At 63.6% G+C, this 14,635-nt stretch carries 15 protein-coding genes, 1 tRNA gene and 1 pseudogene; 3 read left to right on the plus strand and 14 right to left on the minus strand.

Annotation, left to right across the window (positions count from 1 at the left end):
* Positions 1-110: 110 nt before the first annotated feature.
* From ampC to JHW40_RS12410, 3 genes and pseudogenes are all read right to left on the minus strand, one after another.
* Positions 111-1,253 carry a class C beta-lactamase gene (ampC, locus tag JHW40_RS12400; protein ID WP_090612852.1) on the minus strand — a complete coding sequence of 381 codons (1,143 nt, stop codon included), beginning with the start codon at positions 1,251-1,253 and terminating at the stop codon, positions 111-113.
* Positions 1,254-1,512: 259 nt separating this feature from the next.
* Positions 1,513-1,662, minus strand: a pseudogene (locus JHW40_RS12405) (IS3-like element IS1133 family transposase); the annotation flags it as partial.
* Positions 1,663-1,751: 89 nt separating this feature from the next.
* Positions 1,752-1,877 (minus strand): hypothetical protein, encoded by a 126-nt coding sequence (locus JHW40_RS12410; RefSeq protein ID WP_272848982.1) that lies wholly within the window; start codon positions 1,875-1,877, stop codon positions 1,752-1,754.
* A 168-nt stretch (positions 1,878-2,045) separates the two neighbouring features.
* On the opposite strand from JHW40_RS12410, the gene ileS reads away from it, so the two are divergent.
* The gene (gene ileS / locus JHW40_RS12415) at positions 2,046-4,952 is read left to right on the plus strand and encodes an isoleucine--tRNA ligase (protein ID WP_090612814.1); all 2,907 of its coding nucleotides are present in this window, start codon (positions 2,046-2,048) and stop codon (positions 4,950-4,952) included.
* 72 nt (positions 4,953-5,024) lie between these two features.
* On the opposite strand, the gene JHW40_RS12420 is transcribed toward ileS, so the two are convergent.
* Complete coding sequence (locus tag JHW40_RS12420; RefSeq protein ID WP_244519216.1) at positions 5,025-6,137, minus strand: hypothetical protein; 1,113 nt, start codon at positions 6,135-6,137, stop codon at positions 5,025-5,027.
* 523 nt (positions 6,138-6,660) lie between these two features.
* Between JHW40_RS12420 and JHW40_RS12425 the strand changes: the two genes are divergently transcribed.
* A tRNA-Arg gene (locus JHW40_RS12425) sits at positions 6,661-6,737 on the plus strand.
* Here the strand turns inward: JHW40_RS12425 and JHW40_RS12430 are convergent.
* The 7 genes from JHW40_RS12430 to trbG form a co-directional block, all read right to left on the minus strand.
* Positions 6,708-8,366 (minus strand): recombinase family protein, encoded by a 1,659-nt coding sequence (locus JHW40_RS12430; RefSeq protein ID WP_090612816.1) that lies wholly within the window; start codon positions 8,364-8,366, stop codon positions 6,708-6,710. The two genes, JHW40_RS12425 and JHW40_RS12430, sit on opposite strands and share 30 nt — an antisense overlap.
* Entirely contained in the window at positions 8,363-8,761 is a 399-nt protein-coding gene (locus JHW40_RS12435; RefSeq protein ID WP_029074249.1) for an HVO_A0114 family putative DNA-binding protein, read from the minus strand. Before JHW40_RS12435 ends, JHW40_RS12430 begins: the two co-directional genes overlap by 4 nt.
* Entirely contained in the window at positions 8,758-9,111 is a 354-nt protein-coding gene (locus tag JHW40_RS12440) for a toxin-antitoxin system TumE family protein (RefSeq protein WP_029074250.1), read from the minus strand. Before JHW40_RS12440 ends, JHW40_RS12435 begins: the two co-directional genes overlap by 4 nt.
* Positions 9,108-9,425 (minus strand): hypothetical protein, encoded by a 318-nt coding sequence (locus tag JHW40_RS12445; RefSeq protein ID WP_029074251.1) that lies wholly within the window; start codon positions 9,423-9,425, stop codon positions 9,108-9,110. The genes JHW40_RS12440 and JHW40_RS12445 overlap by 4 nt, the downstream gene beginning before the upstream one ends.
* 135 nt (positions 9,426-9,560) lie before the next feature.
* Positions 9,561-9,782 (minus strand): DUF2274 domain-containing protein, encoded by a 222-nt coding sequence (locus tag JHW40_RS12450; RefSeq protein WP_029074252.1) that lies wholly within the window; start codon positions 9,780-9,782, stop codon positions 9,561-9,563.
* Positions 9,783-9,784: 2 nt separating this feature from the next.
* Positions 9,785-10,921, minus strand: coding sequence for a TraB/TrbI/VirB10 family type IV secretion system protein (locus JHW40_RS12455; protein WP_031623920.1), 1,137 nt, complete (start codon positions 10,919-10,921; stop codon positions 9,785-9,787).
* The gene (trbG, locus tag JHW40_RS12460; protein ID WP_200523655.1) at positions 10,918-11,835 is read right to left on the minus strand and encodes a P-type conjugative transfer protein TrbG; all 918 of its coding nucleotides are present in this window, start codon (positions 11,833-11,835) and stop codon (positions 10,918-10,920) included. The genes JHW40_RS12455 and trbG overlap by 4 nt, the downstream gene beginning before the upstream one ends.
* A gap of 96 nt (positions 11,836-11,931) precedes the next feature.
* Between trbG and JHW40_RS12465 the strand changes: the two genes are divergently transcribed.
* Complete coding sequence (locus tag JHW40_RS12465) at positions 11,932-12,309, plus strand: nuclear transport factor 2 family protein (protein WP_029074878.1); 378 nt, start codon at positions 11,932-11,934, stop codon at positions 12,307-12,309.
* Positions 12,310-12,314: 5 nt separating this feature from the next.
* Here JHW40_RS12465 and trbF read toward each other — a convergent pair whose 3' ends face one another.
* The 3 genes from trbF to trbK-alt are packed head-to-tail and all read right to left on the minus strand — an operon-like array spanning position 12,315 to position 14,625.
* Positions 12,315-13,004 carry a conjugal transfer protein TrbF gene (gene trbF / locus JHW40_RS12470; RefSeq protein WP_031623919.1) on the minus strand — a complete coding sequence of 230 codons (690 nt, stop codon included), beginning with the start codon at positions 13,002-13,004 and terminating at the stop codon, positions 12,315-12,317.
* On the minus strand, positions 13,001-14,356 hold the full coding sequence (trbL, locus tag JHW40_RS12475) for a P-type conjugative transfer protein TrbL (RefSeq protein ID WP_029074256.1): 1,356 nt from the start codon (positions 14,354-14,356) through the stop codon (positions 13,001-13,003). The genes trbF and trbL overlap by 4 nt, the downstream gene beginning before the upstream one ends.
* A gap of 2 nt (positions 14,357-14,358) precedes the next feature.
* Positions 14,359-14,625, minus strand: a complete 267-nt coding sequence (gene trbK-alt, locus JHW40_RS12480) for a putative entry exclusion protein TrbK-alt (protein WP_031623918.1) — start codon at positions 14,623-14,625, stop codon at positions 14,359-14,361.
* Positions 14,626-14,635: the final 10 nt, after the last annotated feature.

Raw genomic sequence — 14,635 nt, forward strand, 5'->3', positions numbered from 1 at the left:
GGTGAGCGTGAACATGGCTGAGACTAAGCTGGCGTGACAGCTCTGCGGGACGCCGCCGCCATTCGCCAAGCCACCGTCAGCACGCGCTACTCCTTACTGAAATCGTTGCATTATTTCACGAGAATGCGGCTCATCAGGTCATAAGTGGCGCGAACGCGCTCTTCGTTGGGGTAGTTGCGGTTTGCCAAAACAACGACGCCCAGTTCCTCGCTCGGGACCATCACGACATAGCCGCCAAAGCCATTCGTGGAACCAGTCTTGTTCAGGATGACCTCGCCTTCGGTTGAGGCGTCTATTGCCTCCATAGGCTGAGGATTGAGAATGAAATCATAGCCGTTTCCCTCCACCATCCGCTCAAGGTCCGCAGGCCATGGATATGATTCCCAGATCATGGCTTGCGTAAAGAGCCGCGTCTGGAATTGACCGTCCTGTGTGCGGGCAATGGCCTCGCGCATTTCGGAGGAAACGTCGCCGTTCCCGAGTTCGATATCCAGCAGTGTCAGCATATCCCGAGCGGTCGATTTCACCCCATACGCCTCGTCGTCAAGCAGCCCCGGCGTCACCCGAATTGGTGCGTTCGTCTTGCGATCATACCCGTAGGCGTATTGATCCATCGCGTCCGATGGGACATTGATCCATGTGTTCGTCAGCCCGAGCGCGGGGAAAAGGATGGTCTCTGCTGCTTCCGCATAGCTCGTGTCCATCATGCTGGCAGTGATATGACCCAGCAGTCCGATGCTGACGTTGGAATAGCTTCGCGCGTCAGGCTCAGGCTGCTGCCAATTCTGAAGCCAATTCACCAGCTGATCGACATCCTCCGCCGCGTCCGGCACTTGCAGCGGCAACCCACCCGAGTGATGTGTTGCAAGGTCCATCAGGGTAAGATCACCCGCCTGGGAACCTTGGAGGGATGGCAGATAGGTAGCGACGGGCTCATCAAGAGAAAGCGTACCCCGCTTCTCTGCTAGAGCAGCCATTGTGACGTTGAAGATCTTGCTGATGGACCCGAGTTCGAAAACAGTGTCAGGCGTGACCGGGCGATTATCCCCCCTGGACGCAAGACCGGTTTGGTAAAGGCTGTGCTTTCCACCATGTGTTACGCCCACCACGAGACCGGGGATGTCATATTCCTCTATGACCCGCTCAAAAGCCGGGGCCGCTTTCTCGGCGAAATCTGTTTGACCTTCCTGCGCAACCACTGGTGTGAACCAGGTTGCGGAAAGCAGGATTGAAAAGATGGAAAGATGTTTCATTCTATGTCCGATTTTCTGCTCCGCCTTGTGTATGCAAAGGTCCCGCAGCCGCAAGGACAACGGCCTTCAAGTAGCAAAAAACGGCGTTCCGGCACGAATGACGGCTTTGGGCTTAGGTTGTGTGGAAACGCCGGTGCGTGCCGGCATCCACAGGCATCGAACGCGAGAACCTGGTTTGCGTTGAGCCAAGTGCAGATAGGGCGCATGGGAGCGGCGCTTTTTGGACCTGTCGCGGTTTTGTGCCGGTCAGGTGCTCTTGTTATGCGGCCCGTTGTTCGAAGATCACAGGTGATTTCCAGCCCAGTGCCGGGTGTCTGCGCCGTGGGTTGTGGAAGCCGCTGATATACTCGAACAGGGCGATCATGACGTCGCGCCGAGAGTGCCAACCCCAGCGCCAGACGAGTAACGCGTGAAAGTTGGTAATGCCCTGAAGGGCGGCATATCAAGGCGGTGTTCAGACGCCGTCCACTCTCAGTCGAGAATGGGATATGCCACATGTCAGGCCCTATCATCACCCATCTGCCCGGCCAGCAGCTTCCTGAACTTGGCGATCTCGTCCTCAAGTGCCTTCAGCGGCTTTGCCTCCTGCACCGCTGCGTGCCGCACTTCGGGATATTTCGACACCAGAGATGCAGGGCGTGGCTGCTTGCAGAGGTGCGCGTGGCTTTCTATAGAGGGCGGCATGGAATTTCCGGTGTGCGGCATACGAATTAGCAGCCCGGTGGCGTGAGGTTTCGCGCCGCCGGGCCTGCCATGACCGAATGACCCCTTGCCCGATGAAGGAATGCCGCCATGAGCGCGAATGACAGTCGCCCTGACGTCACCGATTACCGCGAGACCGTTTTCCTGCCGCAGACCGATTTCCCGATGCGGGCCGGTCTGCCACTGCGCGAGCCGGAATGGCTGGCCCGGTGGGCACGGATCGGCATCTATGACCGGCTGCGAGAGCGGTCCGGGGGCAGGGCGCCGTTCATTTTGCATGATGGCCCGCCCTATGCGAACGGCAACCTGCATATCGGGCATGCGCTGAACAAGGTGCTGAAGGATTTCATCACCCGCTCGCAGCAGATGATGGGGCGGGATGCGCGCTATGTTCCCGGCTGGGACTGCCACGGGCTGCCGATCGAATGGAAGATCGAGGAGCAGTATCGCCAGAAGGGGCAGGACAAGGACGCCGTCGATGTGGTCGAGTTCCGGCAGGAATGCCGCCGCTTTGCCGAGCATTGGGTGGATGTGCAGCGCGACGAGTTCAAGCGGCTGGGCGTCACCGGCAAGTGGGACGATCCCTATCTGACCATGGATTTCCACGCCGAGGCGGTGATCGCGGCCGAGTTCATGAAGCTTGTGATGAATGGCAGCCTCTATCAGGGGTCGAAGCCGGTGATGTGGTCGCCGGTCGAAAAGACCGCGCTGGCCGAAGCCGAGGTCGAATACAAGGACCATACCAGCCACACGATCTGGGTGCGGTTCAGGCCGGTGGGCGATGCCTTGGGCGGCGCTTCGGTGGTGATCTGGACGACGACGCCCTGGACGATTCCGCAGAACCGCGCGGTGGCCTTCAATCCCGGCATCGCCTATGGGCTGTATGAGGTGGAAGCGGCGGCCGAAAACGCCACGGCGACTCCCGGTGAAAGGCTGGTTCTGGCCGATGCGCTGGCCGAGAGCGTGATGGTGGCGGCGAAGGTCGAGGGTTATCGCCGTGTGGCCGATGTGCCTGCGGCGGATCTTGAGGGACTGCTGCTGGCCCATCCGTTCCGTGGCGTCGAAGGCGCAGATGGCGAATGGGATTACGACGTGCCGATGCTGCCCGGCGATCACGTCACCGATGAGGCGGGGACGGGGTTCGTTCATACCGCGCCCAGTCATGGCGACGACGACTATCAGCTTGGTCTGAAGCACGGGTTGCCGATGACCTATAATGTCGAGCCGGACGGATCCTATCGCGCGAATCTGCCGATCTTCGGGGGCGAGGCGATCATTCAGCCCGATGGGAAGGACGGGCCGGGCAATGTCAGCGTCATCAAGCAACTGGCTTATGCCGGCGCGCTGCTGGCGAAGGGCAAGGTCAAACACAGCTATCCGCATAGCTGGCGGTCGAAGGCGCCGCTGATCTATCGCAATACGCCGCAATGGTTCGCGGCCATCGACAAGCCGCTGGCTGACGGCATGGGCGAATATGGCGACACCATCCGCGCCCGCGCGCTGGCCAGTATCGACAGGCTGGTGCGCTGGACCCCGCAATCGGGGCGCAACCGCATCCACTCGATGGTCGAGAACCGGCCCGACTGGGTGCTGTCGCGCCAGCGGGCATGGGGGGTGCCGCTGACCTGTTTCGTGCGTCGCGGCGTCAAGCCCGATGCCGCGGATTACCTGCTGCGCGATCAGCGGGTGAATGACCGGATCATCGCCGCCTTTGAACGGGACGGTGCCGATAGCTGGTATCGCGACGGCTTCAAGGCACAGATGCTTGACGGCGTGGCGAACCCCGAGGATTACGAACAGGTCATGGATGTGCTGGACGTGTGGTTCGACAGCGGTTCGACCCATGCTTTCGTGCTGCGCGACCGCGCCGATGGCTCGCCCGATGGCATTGCCGATCTGTATCTGGAAGGCACCGACCAGCATCGCGGCTGGTTCCAGTCCTCGTTGTTGCAGGCCAGCGCGACGAAGGGGCGCGCGCCCTATAAGGGTGTGCTGACGCATGGGTTCACGCTGGATGAGAAGGGCATGAAGATGTCCAAATCTCTGGGCAATACCATCGTCCCCGCCAAGGTCGTCGAACAATATGGCGCCGATATCCTGCGGCTTTGGGTGGCGCAGGTCGATTACAGCGCCGACAGCCGCATCGGGCCGGAAATCCTGAAAGGGGTGGCCGACAGCTATCGCCGGCTGCGCAATACGTTGCGCTTCATGCTGGGCAGCCTGGCCGGTTTCGACGAGGCCGAGAAGCTCGCGCCCGATCAGATGCCCGAGCTGGAGCAATGGGTGCTGCATCGTCTGGCGCAGCTGGATCATGCGGTGCGCAAGGGTTACGACGCCTATGATTTCCAGGGGCTGTTCCAGACGCTGTTCCAGTTCTGCACCGTCGATCTGTCGGCCTTCTATTTCGACATCCGCAAGGATGCGCTTTATTGCGACGCGTCGGACAGTCTGCGCCGCCGGGCCGCCCGGACGGTGCTGGACATCCTGTTCCACCGGCTGGTCACATGGCTGGCGCCGATCCTGCCCTTCACGACCGAGGATGTCTGGCTGTCGCGCTTCCCGTCTGAATCCGACAGCGTGCATCTGCATGACTTCCCGGCGACGCCCGCCGACTGGCTGAACGAGCCGCTGGCGGTGAAATGGGACCATATCCGCCGTGCCCGCCGCGTGGTTACCGCCGCGCTGGAGGTCAAGCGGACCGACAAGACCATCGGCGCCAGTCTCGAGGCCGCGCCGGTCGTCCATGTCGAGGAGCCCGAGATGCTGGCGGCGCTGAAATCGGTGGAGTTCGCCGATATCTGCATCACCTCGGACCTGTCGCTGACCGCCGATCCCACCCCGGCCGAGGCCTTCCGCCTGTCCGAACTGCCCGGTCTTGGCGTGGTGTTCGAATTGGCCGAGGGCGAGAAATGCCAGCGTTGCTGGAAGATCCTGCCCGATGTCGGATCGCATGCCCATCCCGGTGTCTGCGGGCGCTGCGATCAGGTTCTGTCCTGATCCGCCAATCGAGAAGGCCCGGATGCAGATCCGGGCCTTTTCCTCAGCGCGTCGGTCAAGGCCGGGCGTGGGTCAGATCAGCCACCAGCCCTTGTTCTTCAGCGTGTTGCGGATTGCCTGTTCCTTGGTCGGCAGTGCGCTGCGATCGAACAACGGGCGGACCTTGTCGCGGCCCTTGCGCTGATAGATCAGCTTTTTCGCAGCCTCCCATTCGCGCAGACGCTTCTTGAGCTTGTTGGGCGCCACGGCCTCTTCCAGCTTGTCCACGGTGCTGTCGCCTTCGCGCGCATAAAGCAGTGGCAGGTTGCGGTAATGGCAGGTGATGTCACCATCCAGCCCGTCCAGTTCCGGTCCGGGCCGGCCGCCGCCGAAGGAATGGATCACCAGCGGCAGCACCGCCTGATCCAGCCAGGGATCGAGACTTTGGCAAGCCAGCGCATCGCCCGGATCGCGCCTGACCTCTTCCGCCCATTCGCCAAAACGCCGCCCGAATTCGACCGGATCGGCACCAAAGAACCAGCCCGCGTTGAAATAGAGATAGCGCGTCCAATGCTCGTCCGGCTGGCTCAGGTCCAGTGACGATTCGAAATCGAGGCCAAAGCGGTCGTAAAGCGATTTCCAGATCCCTCCAAAGCCCGGACCATAGATCGGCGGCTGCGGCCACGTCCCCTCGCGCCGCATCGAGGCCGAGGGCCGGGCAAAGTCGAATGCAACCTTGTCCAGCGGGCCGATAATCAGCGTATCGGTGTCGAAAAAGACGAACGGCTCACCGGCAGGCAGGGCGGCCAGCGCCTCGATCTTGTTGCCATAAGGATAGCTGGCGCCGAAACGGGTGGCGGTGAAGGGCAGGATGGTGGCGCCCATCGCCTCCAGCAAGGCGCGGTTCTCGTCGCTGATGCGGGTCTCGTGCCCGGCCCAGGCGGCTTCGGGCTGCGGCTCGGCCACGAACAGGCGACCCTTCCAGTCGGGCGCATTGGCCCGCAGGCTGGCCGCAAAAACCAACGCCTCGGCCTCCAGTCGCCCCTTCTGCGCCACGATCAGCAGATTCGCGGGCGGCCAGCTGACAGGCTGAGGTTTGACGGCTTCGGGTTTCGCGGCGGTCTTGCGACTGCGGGGTTTGGCCGGGGCCTTCGGCTTGGCGGCTTTTGCAGCGGCGGATTTCGTGGATTTATTCCCAGTTGCCATGGTCTACCTGTACCTTGCACAGCCTCCGCGCTGCTGCCGCAGGGGCAAATGCGCTGCATTGCAGAAAACATATCCGAGCTTTTGTCTGCGTAAAAGGGTTGGCCGGCAAACGAAATGGTGTTTCCACTGACCCCGACCGGCGGACGACCGCGGATAATGGCCATCAGTCGCGCAATCTCTTGCGCAAACGCCATTGCAGAGCGCGCCCAGTCACGCTAATGAGCGCGCAAGGCACCCGTAGCTCAGCTGGATAGAGCGCTGCCCTCCGAAGGCAACGCTAAGTCAAGAGTTCTTGTTGTGGGTGTTCAAAAAATCGAGGAAAGCCAAGTAGTTGGCGGAAATCGACGGAAGCATGAAAACCGCTCTCTGGGTCGCGGAAGCACCACGGAAGCAAACTTGAAGGAGGTTGTAGAGCGCGAACGGCGGAATTTGGCAGGCTTCGGACCTGCACCAAGAGCGCCGATTCGAGAATCTGGTTTCGGGATTGACCCTGCTCAATCGCGGATACTATCTGAACATTGATGCACCCGTAGCTCAGCTGGATAGAGTGACGGCCTCCGAAGCCGTAGGTCACAGGTTCGAATCCTGTCGGGTGCGCCATTTCAGAACAGAACTATGAACGCCGAACGCCGCCGTTTCTACGCTTGAAGCGGCGACCAGCGTTCGCAGCAGTTCCGACTTCGATCCCATGATGCGAACCTCGTCGTCGGCAACCTCGACACGCTGCGCCAGCGCGCGTAGATGGTCGCGGCGGTAGCCGCCATCGTTGAGCCTGATCCGTTCACGGGCTTTGCGGGCAAACCCCTTGAGCATATCGGGGGTGACGCCCTGATTGCCTGAACTATCGAGCGCGAGCTGCGTGCGCTCCGCGTCGGCGGCGGCTTGATCCCGCAATGCCTTGAGGCTCACCATGCGTTCCTTTGCCATGGCGTCGTCCTTGTCCACCATGCCGGCTTCGATGGCGTCAAAGAGACGGCCGAGCCGCTGGTCGGCTTCCGTGATTCGCCTTTGAAGCTCGGCAAGATGCTCGCGGCGGCGCTCGGTGCGTTCCTGTCGGCGGTCGATGACGCTGGCAAGGACGGTTTCCAACCGCTTGGGCAGGAGCAGGCGGTCCCCGATATAATCGGCGACCGTATGGTCCAGCTTGTCCATGGGGATCGTGCGACCCTTGCAGCCGGTCTTGCCCTGCCGGGCCTTGGTCGAGCAGGTATAGTAGCGGTATGTCGCGCCCGTGCTGCCTTGGCCGGTGCGAAGCGTCATCGCTCCCCCGCACTTGGCGCAGAAGCAAATGCCGGTCAGGAGCGTCGGGCCGCTGGAGACACGTGCAGGCGTCACCATGGGATTGCGGGACTTGAGGCGGGCTTGCACCGCGTCGAACGTCTCGCGCTCGATTAGGGGCGGCACCGCCATGATGGCGACCTCGCTCTCCGGCTTCTTCTCCCGATCCTTGTGCGAGCGGGTGTTGAACCTGTGCTCGCCGATATAGGTGGTGCGGGTCAGGATGGCGTGGATTTGCGCCAATCCCCAACGCCCTCCGTCGCGGGTGAAGAAGCGGCGCTCGTTGAGATAGGTGGCGATGGCCTTGACGCCCATCGCGCCGGACGTGCCGTCTCCTTCGAGGAACAGGCGATAGATCAGCCGCACGGTGTCGGCGTGCAGCGGGTCGATCTCCAGCTTCTTCTTGATCTTCGATCCGCGCTGCTCGGCCGCGACGATGCGATAGCCGATGGGCGGCCGTGCGCCGTTCCAGAAACCCTGCCGGGCATTCTCGTTCATGGCGCGCAGGACGTGCTTGGCGTTCTCCTTGGACTGGTATTCGTCGAACAGCGCCATGATCTGCCGCATCATCTGGTGCATGGGATCGTCGCCCATTTCCTGCGTGATGGACACGAGCTTGACGCCGTTCTTCGCCAGCTTGCGAACGTAGAACTCCATCTCGAAGTGATCGCGGAAGAAGCGCGAGAAGCTATGCACCACGACAATGTCGAAGGGCGCGGGCTTCGACGTGCCCGCCTCGATCATGCGCTGGAATTCGGGGCGCTTGTCGTTGGTGGCGGTTGCGCCCGGTTCCACATAAGTCTCAACGAGCTGATAGCCGCGCTGCTCGCAATAGGCTTCGCCCTGCCGCTTCTGGTCGGGAATGGAAATATCATGCTCCGCCTGCCGGGCAGTCGAAACGCGCAGGTAGAGCGCGGCGCGGGCGGTAGTGGTTGGGCTGTGAATGTTCATGGTCGGCCTCCCATAGCTTTCTTCATCTTGGGGTGGTCGATCAGGGGCAACGCCAGCTCCACGCGGTCATGCACCACCTTGGGCGCGAGCTTACGCCCATGCCCCGGTTCGAGTCGCACAAGACCGTAGTTCTCCATGGTTTTCAGGGTGCGTGACAGATTGGAGCCGGCCCGGCCGGTGATTTCCGCCAGTTCCTCCAGCGATGCCGGGGCTTTCTCGGCGATGATGCGCAGCAGTTCGCGGTTGCCGGCCGACAGCACCTTGGCAAAGGATTCGGTCGAGGTGAACCACACCTTCGGATCGCTGGGCGCAGGTTTTTCCTCGCCGCGCGCGATCCGCATGGTGCGGGCCTTCATTTCTTCATAGTCGGCAATCCCGACTTTCAATGTGGTCATAGGGCACCTCGTTCCTTCAATACCGCGTCCACGGCCTGCCAGAAGTCGGCCAGCAGCGTGGCCGCATCCTCGTAGGCGTAAGGCTTCACGGTCTGAAAGCGGTGCCGATGGTCCATCGGCGCGCCGCGCCTGCCTCGGCCGACCGGATGGGCATTGTCGAAGCCGACCAGCCGTTCGCCCGAAGGCTCGTGAAGCGTGAGCGAATAATCGAGGCCGTGCGGCTTTTCCGGCGAGGCCGGAACGCGGGTGACGACGAACTTCACCCAATGGCCGCCCTCGGGATCGACAAAGAGCATCTGTCCGTCGAGGTCCAGAAGCGTGTCGAGGCTTGGATCACGATCCACGCTCACGTCTTTTTCCTATCAGTTTGTGATAGGTATTGCAAGCTGTCATTCGGCTTTCTCGGGTTCAAGAGTTCGTCGAACACATCGCCGAACCAACGCTCGAACACGTCAATCTCGGCTTCGGTGACGGGAATGTCTTCGGGCCAGTCGTCGGTGACACGCATCCTCTGCCCATCCGGGCCGAGAAGTGGCATGTTGCCGGCTCGCGTCCGGCCGTCGGGCGTAGGATCGTCGGCGTAGTCGAAAAGATCGTCGGGAAGTGGTTCGGGGATCGACTGTCGCGGTCGCCCTCTCCGGGCGCGGCGGCGCTCTGCGCACATGGAATCCTCCTTGGTTCTGTTGGAATCCGAGGCGCTCAAGGCCCCGGAATTAGGCGAACCATGGAGGGCAGTCGGCGGCCTGTAGCGTGCCGCATTTGCGCCTATGCGCTGGCGGCACCCCTGCCGGGATGGGACTCAGTTGGCGGCTCGCCGTGCCTTGGCGAAGCCGCGATCCGTTGCGATGAACCGCTCCAGCATCGGCACGATGAGCCTGACGGGATCGGCGGCGGGCTGGCCGCTCTCGCGGGCCAGCACCTCGGCATAGGCGACCAGATCGCGGTGAAGTGGCGCAGGCAGCTCCACGGTGATCTTCACGGGCTTGTCGTCGGGCAGCGGGCCGAGTTTCAGCTTGGTCATGGTCAACCTCCTGCCGGTTCGAATACAAGGTCGCGGGTGACGATGATCCTGACCGGGAAGCCGGGCCGGATGGTCAGCGTCGGTGCGACCTGCAACTGGCGCTGGACGATCTGCTGCCCCGCCTGATTGACGGTATCCTGCGCCCCGTCGCGGATGGCCCGGATAAGCCGGTCCTCGTCGCTGGTCGCCAGTTCCGTGCCGACTGCGAGCAGCGTGGACAGCCCTGCGGCCTTCATCAGATCCCACCAGTGGTAATCCACGCCATCCTCAAGCCCGGCGTAACCGGAAGCGTCCGCACCCGGCAGACGCTCAAGGACGATGGAACGGCCGCCCGGCAGGATCAGGCGGTTCCACACCAAGAGCACCCTTCGCTGGCCGAAGGTCACGCCGTCATCGTATTGGCCGATGATGCGCGTTCCCTGCGGGATCAGCAGCAGCGACCCGGTCGGGCTGTCATAGACGTTCTCGGTCACTTGAGCCGTGATCTGGCCCGGCAGGTCCGAACGGATGCCGGTGATGAGCGCGGCCGGAATCACGGCCCCGGCCTGAAGGATGTAGGGCGATGCCGGCGGCGCGACACGATCCGGCGCGACAGTCTGCCGGTCCACGGGTCCATTGAGGAAAGCCGCGTGCCGGTCCTGCGTCGCGGGCTGTCCGCCGAGGCCAAGACCGGCAAGGCTGGGCATGGCCGTCCCTGCCGGCGATCCCGTGCGCGGGCCGGACTGGAAGAACACATTGCTTAAGCGCGCGGCTTCTTCCTCGGCGCGGCGGCGTTCCTCGGCGGGATCGACGGCGGGCGTCGCCATCGTAGGCGGTGCGACGGGCTGCCCTCGGTTCTGCGCGTCGAGGATCGGACGGCCCAAATCTCCGGGCAGCGCGGGGCCGAGCACCGGCCCGCTATAGTCGCTTGGCAGACCGGCGAGGCCGTCCGCCGTGGGCCGGTTCTCGGTCGAGTAGAGTTCGCCGCCGTCCGGCCCTCCGTCGCGGGTCTGGAGCGCATAGATGAGTGCGCCGCCGATGCCGAGCAACGCAACCGCGCCGACGCCCGCCAGCATCTTGCGGGACAGGCGGGTGACGCGCGGCGGCTCGGCGCGCAGCCGCATGGGGGCTGCGGTTTCGGTGATGGTGTTGTCGGTCATGACGGGGAGCCTCCGGTCGCGCTGGCGGGCTGCGCGTCGGCGGCCTGCGTCGGGTTGGTGCGGACGATCCTGACGACCTGCTGGCGGCTGCCAGAGCCAAGGCGCAGCTCGGCCGCGCCGAACAGGCGGTCCACGATCAGGACGTTCTGGTGGACTCGGCTGTTGACGATCTGCGGCTCGCCGTTCGCGCCAAGCACGAAGATGGGCGGCATCTCGCCCTGCACGATCCCGGCCGGGAAGACGACATAGACGCGGCGGCCATCGTCGAAGACGGAGACGGGCCGCCATGGCGGGCTATCGCCCTGCACCTGCAAGGCGTAGCGATAGTTCCGCGCCGCCTCGGCGGGGATGATCGGGGCTGTCGGAACGGTGCGGCGCTGGCCGGGCGTCGCGGGATAGGCCCAGGCGACGGCGGGCATGTAGAGCGATTCCCGGGCGCGCAGCTCGATCATGTAGGTGCGCCGGTCGGTGGTGACGACAAGGTTGGTGGCGATGTCGGGTCGCGTCGGCTTCACGAGGATATGGACGCGGCGGTTCGCGCCCGAACCGGATTCCGTGTCGCCGATGATCCAGCGGGCGGTGTCGCCCGCCGCGATTGGCCCCGCGCCGGTCAGGCTCTCGCCCGGCTCCAGCGCGATCGTCGTGATCTGCCCGACTGCGGCATAGACCTGATAGAGCGCGCCTTCCGACCACGGATATATCTGGATGGCGTTGTAGTAGCCTTCGCGGCGCGGCTCGACGCGGGCGGCTGCATTGGCGTTCTCGACGCGGCCGGTCGGCGTGCCGGCAGCCGTACCGCCCCGCGCCACGGTCCATGCCGGGGGCACATGCAGCGGCCGGGGCGTGTTGTCGACTGCTGCCGCCTGCACGGTCGGCAGCGGCGGAACGCTGGCGTCATAGCTGAATTGCGGCATCCGATTGGTGGCGCAGCCGGTCAAAGCGATTGCCACGACCGTCACAAAAATAGCATACGATAGCGGCTTTAGGATTAGTAGTGAGGAACTGACAGGATGGATACTGTCCCGACGATTGTTGCCCGGTATATCGACGCCTACAACACGATGAATGTTCAGGCGATGCTCGACTGCCTGTCGGGCGACGTTCGGTTTATCAACAGATCGAACGGAGAAGTGACGAACGAGACGCATGGGATTGAGGCATTTCGCGCGTTGGCGGAACAGGGTGTTGAATTGTTTGCGGAAAGAGAACAGACAATTCTCGACTGCATCGCCATTGAGGACCGTGCAGCGGTGCGCATCGGCTATCGCGCCAAGGTCAAGGCCGACCTGCCCAACGGCTGGAAGGCTGGGCAGAAGATCGAGATAGCGGGCACCTCGTTCTTCATGATCTCCAAGGGAAAGATCAGCGAGGTGATTGATGCAAGCTGACGTTTTCATTGGCTCATCTCCCGCGACCACGAAATTGCATTGACGTAGATTCCCAGCGGATTGGCGCGCAGGCGCTCGGCGTCGCGCGGCGGCTGGATGACGATAGTGAGGATGGCCGTCCATCGTTCCGTGGTGGAAAGCTGGCCGTTCTCGAAATGCCTTTCCGTCCACGCGACGCGGAAGCTGTTGGGCGAGGCCCGGATGACGCTGGACACCTCGACGGCGACCTGTTGGCGGCCGACCTTGGTGAAAGGGTCATTGGCGCGGGCGTAATCGTTCAATGCCGCCGCGCCGCGATCCGTGGTCCATTCATAGGCGCGAAGCCAGTTCTGGCGGACGATGATCGCGTCGGCCGGGATCGCGCGGACCTGTTCGATGAAGCGGCCGAGATGGAAAGCAATCTGCGGATCGGTCGGGCGATAGTCGGCATTGGCTGGCGCGACGGTCTGCGCCTGACCGAGATTGTCCACCTGCACGACCCAAGGCACCACGGTCCCACGCGCGGACTGCCAGACCAGCGCAGAGGCGAAGCCGGCCGAGAGGATCAGCGAGCCGAAGGCCATGAGCCGCCAGTTCCGCGCCTGCACGCGGGCCGAGCCGATACGCTCGTCCCACACTTGCGCGGCGCGCTGATAAGGCGTCTCGGGTTCCGGCGTCTTGCCGTAATGAGTTGCTGGTCGTTTGAAGATGCTCATGAGCGGTCACTTTCGGAAAGATTGATGGAGGAACCGGAGCCGTGGCTGTCGCCGGAGCGCACCGCATGGGCGGCCATGGTCGTGCCGTGGTTGAGGGCTTGCGAACGCTGCATGCGCTGCGCCCAGGCCGGAGGACCGGCGGATGGTGCCGGCGATGCGGGCGCAGCATCGCTCCCGCCGACCGTTCCCATGGTGGAGCTGCCGCCGCTTGCGCCGAATCCGGCCTTCGAACCTTCGGAGAAGCTGGATTTGACGGATTCGCTGGCCCGCGCGGCGGCGCGTTTGAGGGGTGAGATGGCGGCCGAACCTGCTGCGCGGCCGACGCCGCCGAGACCGGAGGCGACGCCTGCCGCGCCGGACTGGCCAAGCGATCCGACGCTATAGGCGGCGGTCGCCGCGCCCGCGGTGGCCGCGCCGCCGCGGACGGCCGCGGCCCCGCCGGACAGGGCAGCGGCACCACCTTTGGCGGCGAGCATGGCCCCGCCGCCAGCGGCGACGGCTGCACCTGCGACCGCAAGCCCGGTTCCCACGGCAGCACCCGCGCCGAGCTGCGGGCCGCCCGAAACGATGCCGTTTGCTATGCCGGGGCCGAAGATGCCGAGGCCGAGCAGCGACAGAGCTGCCAGCACAATCGCCATGGCGTCGTCGATGGTCGGGGTCGCCCCGCCGAAACCGGCCGTGAATTGCGAAAACAAGGTGCTGCCGATACCGATGATGACGGCGAGCACCAGAACCTTGATGCCGGAGGACACCACGTTGCCCAAGACCTTCTCGGCCATGAAGGCGGTCTTGCCGAACAGGCCGAAGGGGATGAGGACGAAGCCGGCAAGCGTGGTCAGCTTGAACTCGATGAGGGTCACGAAAAGCTGGATGGCGAGGATGAAGAAGGCCAACACCACGAGCGCCCATGCGAACAGCAGGCACGCGATCTGGATGAAGTTCTCGAAGAAGGCGATCCAGCCCATCAGGTCGGAAATGGAGTCGAGCAGCGGGCGGCCGGCGTCGAGGCCGGTCTGCGCTACGCGGCCCGGCCGCGTCAGACCGGTGACAGAAAAGCCGGTGCCCGACGCCATGAGACCGAGGCCGGCGAAGCTCTCGAAGACGATCCGGGCGAGGTTGTTCCAATTGCCGATGATGTAGGCGAAGACGCCCACGAAAAGGGTCTTCTTCACCAGCCGAGCGATGATGTCGTCATCTGCGCCCCATGCCCAAAAGAGCGCGGCAAGCGTCACGTCGATGACGATCAGGGTGGTAGCGATGAAGGCGACTTCGCCAGACAACAGCCCGAACCCGCTGTCGATGTAGCGCGTGAATACGCCGAGGAAATTGTCGATGACGCCCGTGTTTCCCATGGTCAGCGCGCCTCGCTGCGGTCACGGCCGAGGAAGCGGTCGCGGGATTCAGCCCATGCGGCGAGGCAGTCGGTGTCGCTCGCCGCCGCCTCGCCGAGTTGCTGGCAACGGCGCAGGGTTTCGCGCAGGGGATCGGCCGGGGGCTGGAGGGCCGATGCCGGCCGTGACGCGGAAGGCTCGTCCTTCCGCGTCATGTCGATTGCGGTCACTGTCAAGGCAATCGCAACGAACACCACGGCCCCGAGCCGGACCAGCATCTTGCCGTCCATGGCGAGCCTC

The sequence above is a fragment of the Paracoccus alcaliphilus genome, assembly GCF_028553725.1.
GTDB classification, from domain to species: domain Bacteria; phylum Pseudomonadota; class Alphaproteobacteria; order Rhodobacterales; family Rhodobacteraceae; genus Paracoccus; species Paracoccus alcaliphilus.

What these genes read in the sequence shown, in the direction of transcription:
- JHW40_RS12450 (WP_029074252.1), bottom strand. Translation starts at nt 9,782, where the DNA reads ATGACCAAGCTGAAACTCGGCCCGCTGCCCGACGACAAGCCCGTGAAG.
- JHW40_RS12465 (WP_029074878.1), top strand. Translation starts at nt 11,932, where the DNA reads ATGGATACTGTCCCGACGATTGTTGCCCGGTATATCGACGCCTACAAC.
- ileS (WP_090612814.1), top strand. Translation starts at nt 2,046, where the DNA reads ATGAGCGCGAATGACAGTCGCCCTGACGTCACCGATTACCGCGAGACC.
- trbL (WP_029074256.1), bottom strand. Translation starts at nt 14,356, where the DNA reads ATGGGAAACACGGGCGTCATCGACAATTTCCTCGGCGTATTCACGCGC.
- JHW40_RS12420 (WP_244519216.1), bottom strand. Translation starts at nt 6,137, where the DNA reads ATGGCAACTGGGAATAAATCCACGAAATCCGCCGCTGCAAAAGCCGCC.
- trbF (WP_031623919.1), bottom strand. Translation starts at nt 13,004, where the DNA reads ATGAGCATCTTCAAACGACCAGCAACTCATTACGGCAAGACGCCGGAA.
- JHW40_RS12430 (WP_090612816.1), bottom strand. Translation starts at nt 8,366, where the DNA reads ATGAACATTCACAGCCCAACCACTACCGCCCGCGCCGCGCTCTACCTG.
- trbG (WP_200523655.1), bottom strand. Translation starts at nt 11,835, where the DNA reads ATGCCGCAATTCAGCTATGACGCCAGCGTTCCGCCGCTGCCGACCGTG.
- JHW40_RS12445 (WP_029074251.1), bottom strand. Translation starts at nt 9,425, where the DNA reads ATGTGCGCAGAGCGCCGCCGCGCCCGGAGAGGGCGACCGCGACAGTCG.
- trbK-alt (WP_031623918.1), bottom strand. Translation starts at nt 14,625, where the DNA reads ATGGACGGCAAGATGCTGGTCCGGCTCGGGGCCGTGGTGTTCGTTGCG.
- JHW40_RS12455 (WP_031623920.1), bottom strand. Translation starts at nt 10,921, where the DNA reads ATGACCGACAACACCATCACCGAAACCGCAGCCCCCATGCGGCTGCGC.
- JHW40_RS12435 (WP_029074249.1), bottom strand. Translation starts at nt 8,761, where the DNA reads ATGACCACATTGAAAGTCGGGATTGCCGACTATGAAGAAATGAAGGCC.
- ampC (WP_090612852.1), bottom strand. Translation starts at nt 1,253, where the DNA reads ATGAAACATCTTTCCATCTTTTCAATCCTGCTTTCCGCAACCTGGTTC.